This is a genomic window from Methylobacterium sp. FW102-HT35C08 (assembly GCF_058790235.1).
Map to the genome: position 1 here is coordinate 3,965,693 of NZ_JBYTCL010000002.1, position 19,272 is coordinate 3,984,964.

Consider the following 19,272-nt stretch of genomic DNA (forward strand, 5'->3'; position numbering starts at 1 on the left):
CGTCCGGGACGCCGCAGGAGCGCGCGCGATCATGGCGCAGGTCCCGCCCGGTTCAGGCGCCGCCGCACAGGGCAGCAGCACCGACGGCCTGCCGCCGCGGGAGCGCGTCCTCGCCATGGCGGCGGTCGGGCTCGCCATGACCATGGCGGTGCTCGACGGCGCCATCGTCAACGTCGCCCTGCCGGTCATGGCCAAGGACCTCGCGGTCAAGCCGGCCGACGCGATCTTCGTCGTCAACGCCTACCAGATCGCCGTCACCGCGAGTCTGCTGCCGCTCGCCTCCCTCGGCGACATCTTCGGCTTCCGGAAGGTCTACCTGCCGGGCCTCGCGATCTTCGTGGCCGCATCGCTTGCCTGCGCGGTCGCGCCGAGCCTGCCGCTGCTGATCGCGGCCCGGATCGTCCAGGGTCTCGGCGCCGCGGCGATCATGAGCGTCAATATCGGCTTCGTGCGCTTCATCTACCCGCACCGGATGATCGGCCAGGGCGTCGCCAACGTCGCGCTGGTGGTCGCCGTGGCCTCGGCCGCGGGCCCGACCGTGGCGGCCGCGATCCTGTCGGTGGCGACTTGGCCCTGGCTGTTCCTGGTCAACATCCCGGTCGGCCTGCTGGCGCTGGCGGTGGCCTCGCGCACCCTGCCGGTGACGCCGGCGAGCGGACGGCCCTTCGATCTCGTGAGCGCGATCCTCAATGCGCTGACCTTCGGCCTCCTGATCATCGGCATCGACGGCCTCGGGGACCCGGAGGGCCAGCGGATCGCCGTCGCGGAACTGGCGGGCGCCCTCGTGATCGGTGCGGTGTTCGTGCGGCGCCAGATCCGGCTGCCCGCACCGCTCCTGCCGGTCGACCTCCTGCGGATCCCCGCCTTCGCTCTGTCGATGGCGACCTCGGTGGCCTCGTTCTGCGCCCAGATGGTCTCCTACGTGGCGCTGCCCTTCTACTTCCAGGACGTGCTGCACCTCTCCAGCACCCAGACCGGCTTCCTGCTGACGCCCTGGCCGATCGCGGTCGCCGCCATGGCGCCGATCTCCGGGCGGCTCGCCGACCGCTATCCGCCCGGGATCCTCGGCGGGATCGGGCTGGCCATGATGGCCGCCGGCCTCGTCTGCATGACGCTGCTGCCCGCCGCGCCCGCCACCCTCGACATCGTCTGGCGCCTCACCCTGTGCGGCCTCGGATTCGGCCTCTTCCAGTCGCCGAACAACAAGGTGATCGTGACCTCGGCCCCCCGAGAGCGGGCGGGCGGGGCGAGCGGGATGCAATCGACCGCGCGCCTCACCGGCCAGTCGCTCGGCGCCGCCCTCGTGGCGGTGATCTTCGGCCTGACCCACGGGCTCGGGGCCGATCGGGCCGTGACCCTCTCCCTGTCCTGCGCGGTGGCGCTCGCCGTGATCGGCGGCTGCGCCAGCGTCCTGCGGCGGAGCCGGAGCGGCTAGACGGCTCCGGCATGCCACCGACCGGGCGGGCCTGCGTTGACGCCCCGATTTAGTCGCTCGATCGTCACGTGCTGGAGAATCCCATGGATCTCGATCTTACAGGCCGGAAGGCCCTCGTCACCGGCTCGACCGCCGGCATCGGCTACGCCATCGCCAAGGAGCTGTGCGACCTCGGCGCCGAAGTCGGCCTCAACGGCCGCACGCCCGAGCGGGTCGAGGCGGCCCTCGCCAAGTTGCGGGGCGAGGCGAGAGCCGGCCGCGCCTTCGCGGCGGCGGGCGACGTGTCGACAGACGCGGGCGTCGCCGCGCTGGTGCGGGATCTGCCGACCGTCGACATCCTGGTCAACAACACCGGGATCTTCGAGCCGAAGCCGTTCTTCGAAATCCCCGACGCGGACTGGCAGCGCTTCTTCGACGTCAACGTGATGAGCGGCGTGCGCCTCTCACGGGCCTACACGCCGGGCATGGCGGAGCGGGGCTGGGGCCGGGTGATCTTCATCTCCAGCGAGTCCGGCATCAACACGCCGACCGAGATGGTCCATTACGGGATGACCAAGACGGCACAGCTCGCGGTCTCGCGCGGCCTCGCCCAGACGGTCGCGGGCAGCGGCGTCACCGTGAACAGCGTCCTGCCCGGACCGACGCTGTCGGAGGGCGTCGCGGAATTCATGACGCAGATGGCCGGCGGACAGGCCGATGCCGACCTGGAGGCCATGGGCCGCAAGTTCGTCGCCGAGCATCGCCCCAGCTCCCTGATCCAGCGCCTTGCGCGGGTGGAGGAGGTCGCCAACCTGGTCGCCTATCTCTGCAGCCCGGCGGCGAGCGCCACGACCGGCGCCGCCCTGCGGGTGGATGGCGGTGTCCTCCAGGGCCTCGCCTAGAGCGGCTTCGGATCACGGGACAGGCGTGAAGGGCCGCAGTTCCCGTGCGGGCGACAGAAGGCGCATCGCGCGATCGTCCTCGGCCGCCCGCGCAATCCGCTTCGCCGTATGAAGGCGTCGCAGCCGCTTTCACCCCGTCATTCCGGAGTCGCGCAGCGGAGCCCGGAATGACGGCGGCTCACCGTGCGCTGGGCATCCTCATGACGGGCGGCTGCCGCACGCAAATGAAGCGACGAAACTCCTAGAGCCGTCGGCCCGGTGAAGGGCCGGGCTTGGCTCTAGGGTAAGATCAGGCCTTCAGGTGCGCCGCGAGATGCTTGTTCATCTCGAACATCGAGCACTTGTCCTTGCCGAAGACCTTCTTGAGCTTGTCGTCGGCGACGATCTCGCGCTTGTTCTCGGGGTTCTGAAGGTTGTTCTTCTTGATATAATCCCAAACCTTGCTGACCACCTCGCCGCGGGGCAGCGGGCTGGTGCCGACGATGGCGCCGAGCTCGGCCGAAGGCTTCAGCGGCTGCTGCAGGGCATTCGGCTTGGTGCTGGCGGACTTGGTCGCAGCGGGCTTCGCAGCCTTGGCCGGAGCGGCCTTCTCTGCAGTCTTGGTGGTCTTGGCTGCCTTCGGCGCAGCTTTCTCGGTCTTTGTGGCCATAAAATTCCTCCGGTTCTCGGGCCGCAGGCCGGGGCATGATCGCCCCACGGCCGAGCCAGCATAGCAGCAACTAAGCGGTGCCGCTGCCGTTCCAAGGGGAAATCGCCTTCGCGCCCCCCTCATCCACAAGGCAGGCGCCAGAATCCACGCCGGAGCGGCCGGATTGGCGCGAGCGGGAAGATTATTCACCGGATTCACGCCGATGAAACCTGCTCTTAATGATCCTGCCGCTGAAGTACAGTCATGATCGCCCCCGCCCTCACACTCGCGCTGCTGCTCGCCACCGGGCTGATCACTGGTCTCGGGCTCAGCATCCGGGCCGAACCGGCCGCTTCCGGCATGGAGCCGGGTCGCGGCCTCATCTGAACTGAGCGCGGCGCATCGCTGTTGCGGCCCGGGCCTGCCCGGTGCATCTGCCGGCCGGCATGACTGATCCGACCGCACTCACGGCCCTGGAAAGCACCGCGCACATCGTTCAGGTGGCGCTGAGCCCCGTCTTTCTCCTGTCCGGCATCGCGACGCTGCTGAACGTCTTCGGTGCCCGGCTCGCCCGGGTGGCGGATCAGGCCGACCGCGTCTCCGGCCTGCTGGCCGGTGCGGGCGAGGCGGAGCGCATCCTCCTGGGCCGGCGCCTCGACCGCCTACACCAGCGTTCGCTCGCCCTCGACGCCGCGGTGTTCCTGGCCGCCCTCGGCGGCGTGGCCACCTGCGGCTCGGTGCTGACGCTGTTCGTCGGAGCGCTGCGCGACAACACGGTGGCGACCCTGCTGTTCGGCCTTTTCGGTGCGGCGATCCTGTGCACGCTGTGCGCCCTCGTCGCCTTCGGCTTCGAGATGCTCCTGGCGAGCCGCTCGGTTCGGGACCGGATCAACCAGCGGCGGGCGAGCGCCGGCCTGCCGGCCGATCTCTGAGCGCTCCGCGGGCCGAGCCGAGACGCACGTCTAACCGCGCCGCAACCATGCACGGCGCGGGGCGCACGGAACCCGTCCGCATCGACCCGCTTGGTCCGCAGGGATGACCGGATGCGGCCCCTGCCGCGTCGACGAACCGGGAGTGACCATGCCGACGGACCTACCCAAAGAACGCGCCGTGCGGAAGCCGGGCACGCTGGAACTCGATCCCATGGGCGAGGGCATCGCCATCGACGAGACCAGCCGGCTGATCGGCTCCAACAAGGTCGAGGGCACGGCCGTCTATGACCGGACCGGCCGCCATCTCGGCGCCGTCCACAATTTCATGGTGGATAAGATAACCGGGCAGGTCGCCTACGCGGTCCTGGCCTTCGGCGGCTTCCTGGGGCTCGGGGAGAACCATCATCCCCTGCCGTGGAAGGCGCTGACCTACAGCACCGAACTCGGGGGCTACGTGGTCGATATCGATCCGGGCGTCCTCGCCGGGGCGCCGAGCCACGGGCCGGGTGAGGACGGCTTCGCGGATCCGGCCTATGGCGGCCGGATCGAGGATTACTACGGACGGCGTGCGCCGACCGCCTGAGCGGTCGGGCGGCCCGCGCCGCGCCGCGCGCTCAGAACTTCCCGCCGAGGCCGACGCTGCCGCCGGGCGACAGCATCGGACCCATCGAGCCGCTACCGCCGCTGCCGCCGACCGCGGCGTTGCCGCCATCGAGATCCTCGCGCCGGATCCGGCGCTCGCCGTTATCGGCGCTGCGGGTCGAGGCTCCGGCGCTTTTCGGGATCGCGAGCTGCTTCGTCGGCGCGGTCTGCAGCGGCTGGCCGTCGGCATCGACCGCGGCGTTCCGCGGCTCGCGGTTCGGCAGCGATCCCCGCAGGGACGGCGGGAGCCCAACCTCCGTGGCCGGCATCACGCCGCCGCCGCCACCGAGCGCCTGGCAACCTGCCACGAGGCCGGCCAGGGCAACGCCGAGCGCAAGGCCGCGCGCAGCGGCGCGTCGCGACGAGGGGAGGGTCGACATCGTGCAGTCCTCGCAAGGGGCCGCGGTGCTGTCCACGGCTCGCATGAGCTCTCGCATGAGCTTGTGCGCGGGTTTCTACGCCGGGGATGCGGCGAAAACCAGACAGTACCGTCTCCGACCGGCGCCCGCCTTCCGCAACGGTCCGATCCTTGCGGCCCGCCCGGCGTGATCCATAACTTCGCCCAGGTCCTGCGGCACGAGAGCCCATCGCAGGCGGGGTCCGGCCGGCGGCGGACCTCGAACCAGCCGATACGGTCGCGGTTGCGCCGGCGTGCCGGCTGGGCCCGACCCTTCCTCAGAGGACGAAGCGTGTTCAGAACCAACCGGATGATCGCGGTCGTGACGCTTGCCCTCTGGGCATCGGGGGCCGCGGCGCAGGCCCAGTCCAGCGGCAGCGAGGGCGCATCCGGTCAAGCTCCGCCCTCGGCCCCCGCGGCGAACCCGACCCCGGGCCTAACCGCCGCGCCGGCCCCCGCGGCTCCGCCCGCCCCAACCCCGCCGGGACCTCCCCCGGCTCCCCTGCCGCAAGCCCAGCAGCAGGGCACGCCGGCCACGGTCCTCGACACCCAGGATTACGAGAGCCTGCTCGGTCGCAGCGTGCGCAGCGCCGGCGGCGACGAGCTGGGCCGGGTCATCGACATCATCATCGACAAGGACGGGCATCCGCGCGCCGCGATCATCGATTTCGGCGGCTTCCTGGGCGTCGGCACCCGCAAGATCGCGGTGGACTGGCGCGCCCTGCGCTTCGCCCCGGACGGCGGCAAGGAACGCAAGCTGTCCGTCGCGCTGACCCGCAACCAGGTCCGCGTGTCGCCCGAATACAAGGCCGGCGAGCCGATCGTGGTGCTCGGCCCCGCCAGCCCGGCGGCGCCCGGGAGCGAGAGCGAGCAGGCGGCCACCGCGGCCGTGCCCGCCGCGCAGCCTGCGCCGGCCGCGGTCGCTCCGCCCGCCACACCGGCGACCACTCCGGCCAGCCCTGCGGCAGCGCCCCCGCCCGCGCCGACGGGCGCCGCCCCGACCACGGCCGCCAGCCCGCCGGAGAAGGCGCCGGATAAGTGACGGTGGCCCGATTGAAGGTTCGAACCGCCACCTCAACCCGCGAGCGCGAGGTGTCCCGGCAAGATATCCGCTCCCGCCCCCTGCGCCTGAAGGATCAGGCGGCCGAGAGCGCGCGCGAGCCGATGCCGATGACCGAGGCGCATCCTGCCGGGCGCGCGATCGCGCCGGCGAGCCGCTACGGCCTCGATGGCTTCGCGTTCTTTGTCGCCAATCTACAGACCGGCTTCGGGCCGTTCCTGGCGGTCTACTTCTCGCAGGCCAAGTGGACGCAGTCCGACATCGGCTTCGCTCTGACCGTCGGCAGCCTCGTCGCCCTGCTCGGGCAGGTGCCGGGCGGCGCCTTCGTCGACGTGGTGCGCTCGAAGCGCTTCGCCGCCGCCGTGGCGGTGATCGGCATCGCGGGCAGCGCCTTCGCGCTCGCGGTCTGGCCGAGCTTCCTGGTGGTGCTGCTGGCGATGGCGGTCCATTCGGGGGCGAGCTGCGTCCTCACGCCGGCCATCGCGGCGATCAGCATCGGCCTGGTCGGGCGCGCCCATGCGGGCGAGCGCCTCGGCCGGAACGCGAGCTTCGCAGCTTTGGGCAACGCCCTCGGCGCGGCCGGTATGGGCGCGATCGGCTACTACCTGTCGAACGGCGCCGTGTTCTACCTGACGGCCGCGCTCGGGCTCCCGGCGGTCATCGCCCTGTCGCGCATCCGCGCCCAGGACATCGATCCGAGCGTGTTCAAGGAGCCGGCCGCGCCGCAGCAGGCGCCGCGCCCGTCCGGGCAGGACGGCATCCGCTCCCTGCTGACCAACCGCGGACTGCTGTGCTTCTCGGCCTGCATGGTGCTGTTCTTCCTCGCCAACGCCGCGATGCTGCCGCTCGTGGGCAGCGTCCTGACGCTGCGCACGAGCGAGACGGCGACCGCGCTGATCGCCGCCTGCATCATGATCCCGCAGGCGGTCCTGGCGGTCAGCGCCCCGGCGGTCGGCCGGGCGGCCGAGCGATTCGGGCGCTATCCGGTGCTGCTCCTCGGCTTCGGCGCCCTGCCCGTCCGCGGCCTGCTGCTCGCCTACACGACCAATCCGTACGGCCTCGTCGCCATCCAGGTGCTCGACGGGGTCTCGGCCTCCGTCCTCGGCGTGATGGTGCCGCTCATCGTCTCGGATCTCACCCGCGGCACCGGGCGTTTCAACCTCGCCCTCGGCGCCGTCGGAACCGCCATGGGCATCGGCGCCGCCCTCTCGACCTCGCTCGCCGGGATCATGGCCGACCATCTCGGCAGCCACAGCGCCTTCCTGGGGCTGGCCTGCATGGGATTTGCGGCCTTCATGCTGGTGGCGCTCATTATGCCCGAGACGCGCCAGACCGATCCCGCGGCCTGAGCGGCCGCGGCATCGGTTTCGCTTGTGTATGTCTGAACCGCTCAAGTGGCGTTCAGGTTGGAGCGATAAAAGGCGCGCGATACGAGGCGGGACGGTGCAACAATGGCAACGCTCTCGCGTTGCCGCTGCGGGTCAGTTTGCGCCCGCGCTGCACGCCGCCTTAACCCGCAAGCCCACGCCGCGCGAATACGGAATGGTCACCGCGATGGAAGAGCTGCACCGATACGCCGACAGGCCCTTCGCCTTCGTCGGGCGGTATCTCCGCCGGCGCTGGCTGCCGCACTTGGTCATCCTGATCTCCGTGCTCGGCGCCGTCGGCTTCTCGGTCTCGACCGACTACGCCCTCAAGGGCGTGGTCGACGCGCTGACGAAGGGACCCGGCCCGGGCAACACCGTGGTCTGGAGCGCTCTCGCGGTCCTGATCGGCTTCATCGCCGCCGACAACATGCTCTGGCGCGTGGCGGCCCTGACCGGCGCCTTCACCTTCGTGGGCATCACCGGCGACATCCGGCGTGACCTGTTCCGGCACCTGACCGGCCATTCCCCGACCTTCTTCTCGGACCGCCAGCCGGGCACCCTGGCGTCGCGCATCACGGCGACCTCGAACGCGATCTTCACGGTCGAGAACATGTTCGTGTTTAACGTGATGCCGCCGACGGTCGCGGCCTTCGGTTCGATCGCCTACATCGCCACCGTCAACACCACGATGGCGGCGATCCTGGCCAGCGTGTTCGCCGCGGTCGTCGTGCTGATGTTCAAGATGGCGTCCGCCGGCAAGCCGCTGCACCACGACTTCGCCGCCAAGGCGGCCTCCGTCGACGGCGAGATGGTCGATCTCGTCGGCAACATGTCGCTGGTGCGCGCCTTCTCGGCGTTCAAGCGCGAGGGCCAGCGTTTCGAGGGCACGATCGCCACCGAAATGCGGGCTCGCCGGTCGTCACTGCTCTACCTCGAGAAGCTGCGCATCGTGCACGCGGTGCTCACCGTGCTCGCCGTGTTCGGCCTGCTCTACTGGGCGATCCAGATGTGGGAAGCCGGCCAGGCGACCAACGGTCAGGTCGTTCTGGTCTGCACCCTCGGCATCCGGATCCTCGCCGCCACCCGCGACCTCGCAGTCGCGCTGGTCGACGCCACGCAGCACACGGCCCGCCTGTCCGAGGCGCTCCACACCCTGCTCCAGCCCCACGACCTCGTGGACCATCCGGAGGCGAAGCCCCTCACCGGCCAGGGCGCGCAGATCGCCTTCGAGCACGTCGCCTTCAGCTACCCGGACGGGCGCCCGGTCTTCACGGATTTCGACCTCGTGATCGAGCCGGGCCAGCGCGTCGGCCTCGTCGGCAAGTCGGGCGGCGGCAAGTCGACCCTGTTCTCGCTGATCCAGCGCTTCTACGACGTGCAGAGCGGGTCGATCCGGATCAACGGCCAGGACATCGACCGGGTGACGCAGGAATCCCTGCGCGAGGCGATCACGGTGGTCCCGCAGGACGTGTCGATGTTCCACCGCTCCTTGCGCGAGAACATCCGCTACGGCCGGCCCGACGCCACCGACGAGGAGGTCTGGCAGGCCGCCGAAGCCGCCCACTGCACCGACTTCATCCAGGCCCTGCCGGAAGGGTTCGACACGATGGTCGGCGACCGCGGCGTCAAGCTCTCGGGCGGCCAGCGCCAGCGCATCGCCATCGCGCGGGCCATCCTCAAGAACTCGCCGATCCTGCTCCTCGACGAGGCGACCTCGGCGCTGGACGCCGAGTCGGAACAGGCGATCCGGCACGCTTTGGCCAATCTCATGAAGGGCCGGACCGTCATCGCCATCGCCCACCGGCTGTCGACGCTGCAGGATTTCGACCGCATCGTCGTGCTGGAGGGCGGCCGCATCGCCCAGGACGGGTCGCCCGACAAGCTGACCCATCTCGACGGCTTCTTCCGGGAGCTGATGAAGAAGGAATCCATGGGCACGGCGCTCGCCGCCGCGTGAATCCGGTTCGTCGAGCGGACTCACCGCAGCCGTCTGTGCGAGCGTCGCGAAGCAATCCCGTTGCGCCACGCTTGCCGAGGTCGCGCCGCTCTGGGTCGCTTCGCTGCGCGCGCGATGACGGTGCGGATCAGGTGACGGCCCGGCGGCCGACGCTCGCCGGCTGATCATCGCATAAACTCGGCCGCTCCGGTTCTCAGTTCTGGTCCGCGCTGCTAGATCACGCGGCGGCCGGACCGGACCTTGCATCGCCCGAGACGTCGCCAACCGGCCCGGTTCCGACGCATCGCGACGCGTGAGCTTCACCGTGCCCGATCTTGCCCTCGTCATCCGGGACATCTCCGAGGAGATGGCTCTGCGCCCTGACCGGGGCGCCGTCGCCGACTACATCCCCGAACTCGCCCGGATCGACCCGAACCAGTTCGGCATGGCGGTGATCGACGCCGAGGGTCGCGTCTTCGCGGGCGGCGACAGCGAGACGCCGTTCTCGATCCAGAGCGTCTCGAAGGTGTTCACCCTCACCCTGGCGCTCGGCATGGTCGGCGACCGGCTGTGGAAGCGCGTCGGCCGCGAACCCTCGGGCAACCCGTTCAACTCCATCGTCCAGCTGGAGCGCGAGCGCGGGGTGCCGCGCAACCCGTTCATCAACGCCGGCGCGATCGCGGTCACCGACGTAATCCTCTCGGGACACGCGCCGCGCGAGGCGCTCGGCGAGATCCTGCGTTTCCTGCAGTTCCTGGCCCAGGATTCGAGCATCGCCATCGACGAGACCGTGGCGGCCTCAGAGAAGCGCACGGGCTTCCGCAACACCGCGCTCGCCAACTACATGAAATCGTTCGGCGTCATCGACAATCCGGTGGACTTCACCCTCGGCGTCTACTTCCACCACTGCGCCATCGCGATGAACTGCCGCCAGCTCGCCATGGCGGGCCGGTTCCTCGCTCATAACGGCATCAACCCGTCGACCGGCCACTCGGTGGTCTCGGCGGAGCGGGCGCGCCGCATCAACGCGATCATGCTGACCTGCGGTCATTACGACGGGTCGGGCGAGTTCGCCTATCGCGTGGGCCTGCCGGGCAAGAGCGGGGTCGGCGGCAGCATCCTGGCGATCGCGCCCGGCAAGGCCTCCATCGCGGTCTGGTCGCCAGGACTCGACGCGGCGGGCAATTCCCATCTCGGTCGGATCGCACTGGAGCGGCTGACGCAGCGCATGGGCTGGTCGGTCTTCGGGGCGTGAGCGGATCCCTTGCGCGGCGCTCGCTTCCGCGGCACTGCGCCGGCCGGGCGCCGCAGCGGCGTGAACAGGATTTAGAAGCATGGCGACGCGTATGGCGGTCCGGGCTACCGCTGAGGTTCCGGATGCCAGCGCCATCCTGGCGCGTCTCGACCGCCTGCCGGCCACCCGCACGGTCTGGCAGCTCGTGGCCCTGCTCGGCCTCGGCTTCTTCTTCGAGCTCTACGACCTGCTGTTCACCGGCTACGTGGCCCCGGGCCTCGTCAAGGCCGGGATCCTGACCCCGACGACACCCGGCCTGTTCGGCGCCAGCGGCGTCGCGAGCTTCGTGGCCGCCCTGTTCACCGGCCTGTTCATCGGCACGCTCGCGTGCGGCTGGCTCGCCGACCGCTTCGGACGCCGGACGATCTTCACGTGGTCGCTCCTCGCCTACACGGCGGCCAACGTGGTGATGGCCTGCCAGACCGACGCCTTCGGCCTCAACCTCTGGCGACTCATCGCGGGGATCGGGCTCGGGCTGGAGATGGTGACGATCGGCAGCTACCTCTCGGAACTGGTGCCGAAGGCGATCCGCGGCCGCGCCTTCGCCCTGTGCCAGGGCATCGGCTTCACCGCAGTGCCGGTGGTGGCGTTCCTGTCCTACCTGCTGATCCCTCTCGCGCCGCTGGGGATCGACGGCTGGCGCTGGGTGGTGCTGATCGGCGCCTCTGCCGCCATCGTGGTCTGGTGGATGCGCGCGGGCCTGCCGGAGAGCCCGCGCTGGCTGGTCGAGCACGGGCGGCTCGCGGAGGCCGACGCGGTCCTGAAGCAGCTGGAAGCGCGCATCGCGGCCGAACACGGTCGGCCGCTGCCGGCCCCCTCCGCGCCAGAGCCGGTCTCGCCGCGCGGCGCGTTCCGCGACCTGTGGGTCCAACCCTATCGGCGCCGGGCGCTGATGATGGCCGGGTTCAACGTGTTCCAGACCGTGGGCTTCTACGGCTTCGCCAACTGGGTGCCGACCTTGCTGGTCGCGCAGGGCATCACCGTGACGTCGAGCCTCGCCTACACGGCGCTGATCGCGCTCGCCGCCCCGATCGGGCCGCTGATCGGCCTGGCCATCGCCGACCGGTTCGAGCGCAAGCACGTCATCGTGGCCGCCGCCCTCGTCTACATCGCCTGCGGGCTGACCTTCGCGCAGACGCGCGACGTCACCGCTATCGTCGTGCTGGGGATCGGGCTGACGCTCGCCTCCAACGTGATGTCCTACAGCTTCCATGCCTATCAGGCCGAGCTGTTCCCGACCGGCATCCGCGCCCGGGCGGTCGGCTTCGTCTATTCCTGGAGCCGCTTCTCGGCGATCTTCACGGGCTTCATCATCGCGTTCGTGCTGCGCGAGACCGGCACGCCGGGGGTGTTCCTGTTCATCTCGGCGGCGATGCTGGCGGCAGGCCTGCTCGTCGGCCTCCTCGGCCCGCGGACGCGGGATGTGGCCCTGGAGAAGATTGCCGGGTGAGGCTCCTCTCGGGCTCGGCGGCGGAACGAGGCGGTCGCGGCGCGCCCGGGGCAGCGCGCCGTGCAGGACTTGGCCGGGCTCCCGAAGTCGGAGGTGCTCGATTGCCGAGAGCGCTTCATCGCGATCAGGACATCGGCGGAAGCGGGATCAGTTCGGCCGGCCAGCCGGGCCACCCAGAGCCGAGCATAGGCCGGGCTATGGCAGGCTCCGCAGGTGAAGAAGACGCGGCCGGGCAGGTTCCATCGCTGCACCGGATCGCGCTTTGCTCGAGGGATCCTGCGCAAATACCGGCACCGTCTAGACCTCGGGCCGGCTCTCAGCACCTAGGACCTGTGCTACGCTGGGAGTCATGGTCGCACAGCCTAAGCTGCGGATGAACGTCGACGAATTCCTGGCCTGGGCCGAGGATCGGCCCGGACGCTTCGAGTTGGTCGACGGCGAGGTGTTCGCGATGTCGCCGGAGCGGGTCCGGCATGCCGAGGTCAAAGCCGCAGCTTATCTGGCTCTCCGATCAGCGCTGAATCAGGCGCAACGTGCCTGCTTCGCACTGCCGGACGGTATCAGTGTCCGCATCGGTGCGGATACCGTTTTCGAGCCCGACGCTCTCGTCTATTGCGGCGCGCGTGCCCATCCCGATGCGACCGAGATCACCAATCCTATCATCGTCGTCGAGGTACAGTCGCCGAGCACACGTGCCGTCGATTCGGGTCTCAAGCTCGCCCGCTACTTCAGCCTCGCGAGCGTGATGCACTATCTGATCGTGGATCCGGTGAAGCGCCTCGTCATCCATCACCAACGCGCCGAAGGCGGCCTGATCGAGACGCGTATTGCGATAGCCGGCACGCTTGACCTAACCCCGCCCGGCCTGAGCCTACCCGTGCCGGACCTGTTCGCCGATCTCCCGCCAGCCTCCGACGACGCTTGATCCGAACCTGCACGGATGCCACAGCCGCGCGAACGCGAATCAGGACGCCCGTATGACCGCACCCCTCGATCTCCTCGTGCTCGGCAACGCCATCGTCGATGTGATCGCCCGCACGGACGACGCCTTCCTGTCCACGCAGGGCGTCACCAAAGGCGCCATGCAGCTCATCGACGAGGGGCGGGCCGAGGCGCTGTTCCAGGCGATGGGGCCGGCCACGATCGTCTCGGGCGGCTCGGGCGCGAACACCGCGGTCGGCGCAGCGCTTCTGGGGACCAAGACTGGCTTCGTCGGCAAGGTCCGGGACGACGAGCTCGGCGGCCTTTTCAGCCACGACCTCAAGGCGACCGGCGTCGGCTTCACCGTCCCGGCGGCGAGCGAGGGGCCGGCGACCGCCCGCTGCTTCGTCCTCGTCACCCCGGACGGCGAGCGCACGATGAACACCTACCTGGGCGCCTGCCAGGGCCTGACGCCCGACGATGTCGACAAGGCGCTCGTGAGCTCCGCCCGCGTCGTCTACCTCGAAGGCTATCTCTGGGACCCGCCGGCCGCCAAGGACGCGTTCCGCAAGGCCGCTCAGATCGCCCACGCATCCGGAAATGCCGTCGCACTGACCCTGTCGGACGCGTTCTGCGTCGGCCGCTACCGTGACGAGTTCCTGGAGCTCGTGCGGGATGGCAGCGTCGACATCCTGTTTGCCAATATCGGCGAGTTGCAGAGCCTCTATCAGACCGACGATCCCGAGGCCGCCGTGGCGGCGCTCAGGGACGAGCGCAATGCCCGCGGCCGCCACCTCCTCGGCCTCGTCACGCGCTCTTCGGATGGTGCGCTTGTCGTGCAGGGCGGCGAGGTCCGTTCGGTCGAGGCGAGCCCGGTGCACGAAGTGGTCGACACGACCGGCGCGGGCGATCTGTTCGCGGCCGGCTTCCTGGCCGGCCACGCCCGCGGCCTCGACTACGTCACCAGCGCTCGGCTCGGCACGCTCGCGGCCGCCGAGGTGATCCAGCATATCGGCGCCCGTCCGCAGGCGGACCTGGTCGGCTTGGCGAAGGCGCGCGGGCTTCTCTGACCCGCTCGGCACAGCCCTGAGACCGGTCGGGCGGCGTTCCAGCCGCCCGACCGGTCTCAGGCGGCCCGGACCGTCGCGAGGAACCGGGTCACCTCGCCGCTGAGATGCTCGGCGTGGAGCGCCAGCTCGGCGACCGAGGCGAGAACCTGCTCGGCTGCGGCCCCGGTCTCGTTCGCCGCCCCCGCCACCTCGGTGATCGTGGTGGTCACCTCGCCGGCGCCCAGTGCGGCCTGCGAGACGTTGCGGACGATCTCCTGGGTGGCGGCGCCCTGCTCTTCGACCGCGGCGGCGATCCGTGTGGCAACCGCGCTGATCTCGCGGATCCGGCCGCCGATCCGGCCGATCGCCGAGACCGCGTCGCCGGTGGAGGCCTGGATCCGGCCGATCTGGCCGGAGATCTCTTCGGTCGCCCGGGCGGTCTGGCCGGCCAGCTCCTTCACCTCGGCAGCGACCACCGCGAAGCCGCGGCCGGCGTCGCCCGCCCGAGCCGCCTCGATCGTCGCGTTCAACGCCAGGAGGTTGGTCTGCTCGGCGATGGTGGTGATCATCGTCACGACGTCGCCGATCCGCGCCGCCGCGCCGCTCAGGTCCTGGACGAGCTGGGCGGTCGATTCGGCCTCCTCGACGGCAGCCTGAGTCAGCGCGGCAGACCCCGACACCTGCCGGCCGATCTCCTGGACGGAGCTGCCAAGCTCCTCCGCGGCGGAAGCCGCCGTGTTGACGTTGACAGCGGCGAGCTCGGCCGCGCGCGCCACATCGGTGGAGCGCCCGGCGGTACCCGACGCCGCCTCGGTCATGCGGGAGGCCGTGTCGTGCAGCGCCGCGATGGCCGTCGCGACGGTGCCGATGATGCCGCCCACCGCACCTTCGAAGCCATCGGCCATCTGGCGCAGGCCGGATTTGCGCTGTGCCTCAGCCTCGGCGCGGGCGCCGGCCGCCTCGTCTTCCAATGCCCGAGCCCGGATCAGACCCTCCTTGAACACCTGGACCGAGGCCGCCATGGCGCCGATCTCGTCGCGCCGCTCGGCGCCGGGGATCACGACGGTGAGATCCTGCGCGGCCAGTCGGCTCATGGCGGCGGTCATGCTCCGGATCGGCCGTGCGATGTGGCGTAGGACGTCCCAGAGCGTCGCCCCCGTCACGGCCAGCCCGGCGAGGAGCAGGCCGAGCGTGACCATCCAGGCCGTGCGGTAGGCGTCTTCGGCATGGATCGTTGAGGCTTCGGTGCCCTCGGCATTGAACTTGGCGAGATCCGACAGCGCGCCGAACACGTCGACCAGCGGCTGGCGCGCCGGTGCGATGGCGTCGCGCGCGCCGGCCCGATCACCGCGCTTGAGGGCCGCGATGATCGGCTCCCGCGCCGCCAGGTAGGCCTGCCACCGCGTCTCGCACGCCTCCCACAACGTCCGCTCGCGCGAAGACCCGACGAGGGCCCGATATCGCCCGAATGCCTCCGGGATCGACGCATTCATCTCGGTGAATTCGGAATCGAGATCGCGGTTCTCGGTCTCGTCGACCGCGACGACCTTGCGGATCGTCGTCGTATGATACCGGAGCGCCAGGAACTGCAGCTCGGCACGCTGGTCGTCCTTGCGCATCCAAACGTCGCGCATTTCCCGGGCGGAATTGTTGACTGAGTTGATCTGCGCTATGTTGACCGCAGAGTTCACGGCAAGAATAATTAGACCGACAGTCGAAATAAGAATCAGCCGAAATGTGATGCTCCTGCTCCAGATCATCATACCATCACCTCAGCCGCATGCCGCGAATCGGAAGGCGACACCATCACGACTGAGCATGAACGTCCCGTTGCTTTGACCTGATCAAACCGGCGATCCGGGAATCGGTCGATCAGGGCCGCAGCAGCACCTTGCCCATGGCGGCCCGGCGGGTCAGCAGGCCGAACGCCTCCGGGAACTCCGCCAGCGGGTAGACGCCGTGCACCTGCGCGGTGAGCTTGCCCTCGGCGACCCAGCCGAGGAGCCGGCGCTGGTCGGCCCGGTGCGCCTCCGGGTCGCGATCCAGGAAGGCGCCCCAGTGGACGCCCTGCACGTCGAGTTCCTTGAGGAGCATCAGGTTCAGCGGCAGCCGCGGGATGGCGCCGGCGGCGAAGCCGATGACGAGGTAGCGCCCGCGCCAGCCGAGCGCCCGCAGGGCGGGCTCCGCGTAGGCGTCGCCGACCGCGTCGTAGATCACGTCGACGCCGCCGCCGCTGATCCGGCGCAACTCATCCTTGAGGGTCGCAGGATCGTAGACCAGCGTCGCCTCGGCGCCGTGGGTGCGGGCGACCGCGAGCTTCTCCTCCGAGGAGGCGCAGGCGATGACCCGGGCGCCCATCAGCCGACCGAGCTCCACCGCCGCGAGACCCACACCCCCGGAGGCGCCGAGCACCGCGAGCCACTCGCCCGGCTGTAGGCGCGCCCGGTTCGCCAGGGCGTGGAGCGAGGTGCCGTAGGTGATGGTGAGGCCGGCCGCCTGCTCGTCCGGCACCGCGTCCGGCACCGGCGTGAGCCGGGCGGCATCGACGGCGATCCGTTCGGCGCAGCAGCCGTGCCCGGCATGGACGATCACCCGGTCCCCCACCGCAACGCCGGAGGCGCCCTCGCTCAGAGCCTCGACCACACCGACGCCCTCGCCGCCCGGGGAGAACGGCAGCGGCGGCTTCACCTGGTAGCGCCCAGCCGTGATCAGCGTGTCGAAAAAGTTCAGCGCCGCCAGCCGGATCCGGACCAGGGCCTGCCCGGGACCGGGCACCGGATCGGGACGCTCGACGATCTCCAGATGCTCCGGCCCGTCGAGCCTCGTGCACAGCAGCGCCCGCATGGCGTGTCCCCTCCCCGGCAGTTTCGCCGATCAGGCCCGAACCGGCGGCGCGGTCAAGCCGTTCCGATCATCTCGCGGATGCGCGCGCCGAGCACCTCCACCACGAACGGCTTGGTGAGCACCTGCATGCCCGGATCGAGCGGGCCGTTGCCGAACACCGCCGCTTCCGCGTAGCCGGTGATGAACAGCACCTTCAGCCCCGGGCGCTTGATCCGGCCGGCCTCCGCCATCTGGCGCCCGTTCATGCCGCCCGGCAGCCCGACATCGGTGACCAGCAGGTCGATGCGCACGTCCGATTGCAGGACCCTGAGGCCGGCGCCGCTGTCGGCGGCCTCGATGGCCGTGTAGCCGAGATCCTCCAGCACCTCGGTGACCAGCATGCGGACGGTCGGCTCGTCGTCGACCACCAGCACGGTCTCGCCCGGGGCGGCCCGCGGAGGCGCCTCGATCCCGGCCTGCGGATCCTCCTCCGCCACCGCGCCGCGATGGCGCGGCAGGTAGAGGCAGGCCGTGGTCCCCTGCCCGACCTGCGAGTAGATCCGCACCTGCCCGCCGGATTGCTGGGCGAAGCCGTAGATCATCGAGAGGCCGAGGCCTGTGCCCTGGCCGAGCGGCTTGGTGGTGAAGAACGGCTCGAACACCTTGCCGACGATCTCCGGCGGCATGCCGGTGCCGGTATCGGTCACGCAGAGCGAGAGATACTGGCCCGGCGCCATGTCGTGCCGGCGCGCGGCGCGCTCGTCGAGCCAGGCGTTGCTGGTCTCGATGGCGAGGCGGCCACCGTCCGGCATCGCGTCGCGGGCGTTGATGCAGAGGTTGAGCAGCGCGTTCTCGAGCTGCGGCGGATCGACCAGGGCCGGCCAGAGACCCGCCGCACCCAGAACCTCGACGACCACCGAAGGGCCGACGGTCCGCCGGATCAGGTCCTCCATGCCGACGACCAGCCGGTTCACGTCGGTGGGCTTCGGATCGAGGGTCTGGCGCCGCGAGAAGGCCAGAAGACGGTGGGTCAGGGCGGCGGCCCGCTTAGAAGCCCCCTGGGCGGCCGTGATGTAGCGGTCCACGTCCATGACGCGGCCCTGGCCCAGCCGGGTCTGGATGAGCTCCAGCGAGCCGGAGATGCCGGCGAGCAGGTTGTTGAAGTCGTGCGCGAGGCCGCCGGTGAGCTGGCCGACCGCCTCCATTTTCTGGGATTGCCGCAGGGCCTCCTCGGCGGCCGCCAGGGCGTCGGCCTGCTCGCGCTCCGCGGTGAAGTCGCGGCCGACCGCGGCGATCACCCCATCGCCCGGCCGCGCCGCCCAGCTGATCCAGCGGTAGCCGCCGTCCCGGTGGCGGTAACGATTGTCGAAGCGTGCGAGGCGTTCGCCCGCCGACAGCCGCCGCGCGCCCTCGACCGTGCGGGGAAGATCGTCCGGATGCACGAGATCGATCAGCCTCGTCCCGACCAGTTCGTCCGGGCGCCAGCCGAGCACCTCGGTCCAGGCCGGGTTCACCGCGGTGATCGTTCCGTCGAACCGGCAGCGCAGCATCATGTCGGACGAGAGCGTCCACAGGGCGTTGCGGTCGGCGGTGCGCTCCTCGACCTGCTGGGCCAGGGTGCCGTTGAGCTTGTGCAGCTCCCCGAGGGCCGCCTCCAGCGCGGCCTGGCTCTCCTGGAGCGCGGCGTCGGCGAGCACCCGCCCGGTGGTCTCGTTGGTGAGGATGAACAGCCCGGCGACCCGGCCCTCGGCATCGAGGACCCGCGAGTACGAGAACGTCCACCACGTCTCCTGGGCGCCCCGGTCGGTATCGAGCTGCCACGGCAGATCGACGAACCGCTCCGAACGGCCCGCCATGGCGGCATCGATGATCGGCTTCGCCTGCGCCCAGGCATCTGCCCAGACTTCGTCGAACCGCGCGCCCATGGCCCAGGGCAGGCGCGGTCCGAGCAGCGGGAAATACGTATCGTTGAAGAAGAAGTGGAGATCCGGCCCCCAGGCGAGGATCATCGATTCCGGCGAGTTGAGCACGAGCGACAGGGCCGCGCGGAACTCCGCAGGCCAGGTTTCCGGGGCGCCGAGGGGATGGCCGGACCAGTCGCGCGCGCGGATCATGCCCGCGGCTTCGCCGCCGCCGGCGAGGAAGGCGAGAGGATCGGTCAAGGGCTGCGAGCGGTGCAGATCATGGGCGCCCCGCGTATGACGGTCTTTGGCGGCATCTCCAAGCCTGCCGGGCCGATCGGCCGGGCCGGACTTCCGAGTGGCGATCGTGCAGCGGCCATCATCGCCGATGTCCCGATCACCCCTTCGCCGGCCCGCTCGCAGATTTCGCTTCACGGGCCATCGAAACAACCCGGATCAAGGCACTGCCGTCCTTGCGAGCCCAGCGAAGCAATCCGGTCAGCGCCACGGTCTCAGACGTCGCGCCGCCCTGGGTCGCTTCGCTGCGCTCGCGAAG

17 protein-coding genes are annotated in these 19,272 nt (G+C 70.4%); 12 read left to right on the forward strand and 5 right to left on the reverse strand.

Translation table 11 applies throughout. From position 1 onward, the window contains the following. The first annotated feature begins 31 nt into the window (after window positions 1–31). Window positions 32–1,435 carry an MFS transporter gene (locus AC3WSN_RS18890; protein ID WP_492539984.1) on the forward strand — a complete coding sequence of 468 codons (1,404 nt, stop codon included), beginning with the start codon at window positions 32–34 and terminating at the stop codon, window positions 1,433–1,435. Between the two features lie 83 nt (window positions 1,436–1,518). Then, window positions 1,519–2,316 carry an SDR family NAD(P)-dependent oxidoreductase gene (locus AC3WSN_RS18895; RefSeq protein WP_492539986.1) on the forward strand — a complete coding sequence of 266 codons (798 nt, stop codon included), beginning with the start codon at window positions 1,519–1,521 and terminating at the stop codon, window positions 2,314–2,316. A 289-nt stretch (window positions 2,317–2,605) separates the two neighbouring features. On the opposite strand, the gene AC3WSN_RS18900 is transcribed toward AC3WSN_RS18895, so the two are convergent. After that, a complete protein-coding gene (locus AC3WSN_RS18900) occupies window positions 2,606–2,965 on the reverse strand; it encodes an SWIB/MDM2 domain-containing protein (RefSeq protein WP_192709947.1) in 360 nt (119 codons plus the stop codon). Between the two features lie 243 nt (window positions 2,966–3,208). Between AC3WSN_RS18900 and AC3WSN_RS18905 the strand changes: the two genes are divergently transcribed. The 3 genes from AC3WSN_RS18905 (at window position 3,209) to AC3WSN_RS18915 (ending at window position 4,459) form a co-directional block, all read left to right on the forward strand. Continuing rightward, window positions 3,209–3,331, forward strand: coding sequence for a hypothetical protein (locus AC3WSN_RS18905; RefSeq protein WP_283214847.1), 123 nt, complete (start codon window positions 3,209–3,211; stop codon window positions 3,329–3,331). Between the two features lie 59 nt (window positions 3,332–3,390). Continuing rightward, window positions 3,391–3,876, forward strand: coding sequence for a DUF2721 domain-containing protein (locus tag AC3WSN_RS18910; RefSeq protein ID WP_192709946.1), 486 nt, complete (start codon window positions 3,391–3,393; stop codon window positions 3,874–3,876). A gap of 148 nt (window positions 3,877–4,024) precedes the next feature. Further along, entirely contained in the window at window positions 4,025–4,459 is a 435-nt protein-coding gene (locus AC3WSN_RS18915; protein WP_192709964.1) for a PRC-barrel domain-containing protein, read from the forward strand. Window positions 4,460–4,490: 31 nt separating this feature from the next. On the opposite strand, the gene AC3WSN_RS18920 is transcribed toward AC3WSN_RS18915, so the two are convergent. Continuing rightward, window positions 4,491–4,898 (reverse strand): hypothetical protein, encoded by a 408-nt coding sequence (locus AC3WSN_RS18920; RefSeq protein ID WP_192709945.1) that lies wholly within the window; start codon window positions 4,896–4,898, stop codon window positions 4,491–4,493. A 327-nt stretch (window positions 4,899–5,225) separates the two neighbouring features. Here AC3WSN_RS18920 and AC3WSN_RS18925 point away from each other — a divergent pair, with 327 nt between their 5' ends. The 7 genes from AC3WSN_RS18925 to AC3WSN_RS18955 all read left to right on the forward strand — a co-directional run bounded on the left by AC3WSN_RS18925 (window position 5,226) and on the right by AC3WSN_RS18955 (window position 14,013). Further along, window positions 5,226–5,957, forward strand: coding sequence for a PRC-barrel domain-containing protein (locus tag AC3WSN_RS18925; protein WP_492543162.1), 732 nt, complete (start codon window positions 5,226–5,228; stop codon window positions 5,955–5,957). Continuing rightward, window positions 5,954–7,324: an MFS transporter gene (locus tag AC3WSN_RS18930; protein WP_192709944.1), complete on the forward strand. Its 1,371-nt coding sequence runs from the start codon at window positions 5,954–5,956 to the stop codon at window positions 7,322–7,324. The genes AC3WSN_RS18925 and AC3WSN_RS18930 overlap by 4 nt, the downstream gene beginning before the upstream one ends. A 205-nt stretch (window positions 7,325–7,529) precedes the next feature. Beyond that, window positions 7,530–9,299: an ABC transporter ATP-binding protein gene (locus tag AC3WSN_RS18935; protein WP_192709943.1), complete on the forward strand. Its 1,770-nt coding sequence runs from the start codon at window positions 7,530–7,532 to the stop codon at window positions 9,297–9,299. 304 nt (window positions 9,300–9,603) lie between these two features. Then, window positions 9,604–10,533 carry a glutaminase gene (locus AC3WSN_RS18940; RefSeq protein WP_192709942.1) on the forward strand — a complete coding sequence of 310 codons (930 nt, stop codon included), beginning with the start codon at window positions 9,604–9,606 and terminating at the stop codon, window positions 10,531–10,533. A 79-nt stretch (window positions 10,534–10,612) separates the two neighbouring features. Continuing rightward, window positions 10,613–12,022 carry an MFS transporter gene (locus tag AC3WSN_RS18945; protein ID WP_492539990.1) on the forward strand — a complete coding sequence of 470 codons (1,410 nt, stop codon included), beginning with the start codon at window positions 10,613–10,615 and terminating at the stop codon, window positions 12,020–12,022. Window positions 12,023–12,371: 349 nt separating this feature from the next. After that, window positions 12,372–12,947 carry a Uma2 family endonuclease gene (locus AC3WSN_RS18950; protein ID WP_492539992.1) on the forward strand — a complete coding sequence of 192 codons (576 nt, stop codon included), beginning with the start codon at window positions 12,372–12,374 and terminating at the stop codon, window positions 12,945–12,947. 52 nt (window positions 12,948–12,999) lie between these two features. Then, window positions 13,000–14,013 (forward strand): adenosine kinase, encoded by a 1,014-nt coding sequence (locus AC3WSN_RS18955; protein WP_492539994.1) that lies wholly within the window; start codon window positions 13,000–13,002, stop codon window positions 14,011–14,013. Window positions 14,014–14,069: 56 nt separating this feature from the next. Here the strand turns inward: AC3WSN_RS18955 and AC3WSN_RS18960 are convergent, their stop codons facing one another. The 3 genes from AC3WSN_RS18960 to AC3WSN_RS18970 all read right to left on the reverse strand — a co-directional run bounded on the left by AC3WSN_RS18960 (window position 14,070) and on the right by AC3WSN_RS18970 (window position 18,977). Continuing rightward, window positions 14,070–15,752 carry a methyl-accepting chemotaxis protein gene (locus AC3WSN_RS18960; protein WP_492543164.1) on the reverse strand — a complete coding sequence of 561 codons (1,683 nt, stop codon included), beginning with the start codon at window positions 15,750–15,752 and terminating at the stop codon, window positions 14,070–14,072. Between the two features lie 112 nt (window positions 15,753–15,864). Continuing rightward, on the reverse strand, window positions 15,865–16,836 hold the full coding sequence (locus AC3WSN_RS18965; RefSeq protein ID WP_492539996.1) for an NADPH:quinone oxidoreductase family protein: 972 nt from the start codon (window positions 16,834–16,836) through the stop codon (window positions 15,865–15,867). A gap of 53 nt (window positions 16,837–16,889) precedes the next feature. Beyond that, on the reverse strand, window positions 16,890–18,977 hold the full coding sequence (locus AC3WSN_RS18970) for a hybrid sensor histidine kinase/response regulator (protein ID WP_492539998.1): 2,088 nt from the start codon (window positions 18,975–18,977) through the stop codon (window positions 16,890–16,892). Window positions 18,978–19,272 lie beyond the last annotated feature (295 nt).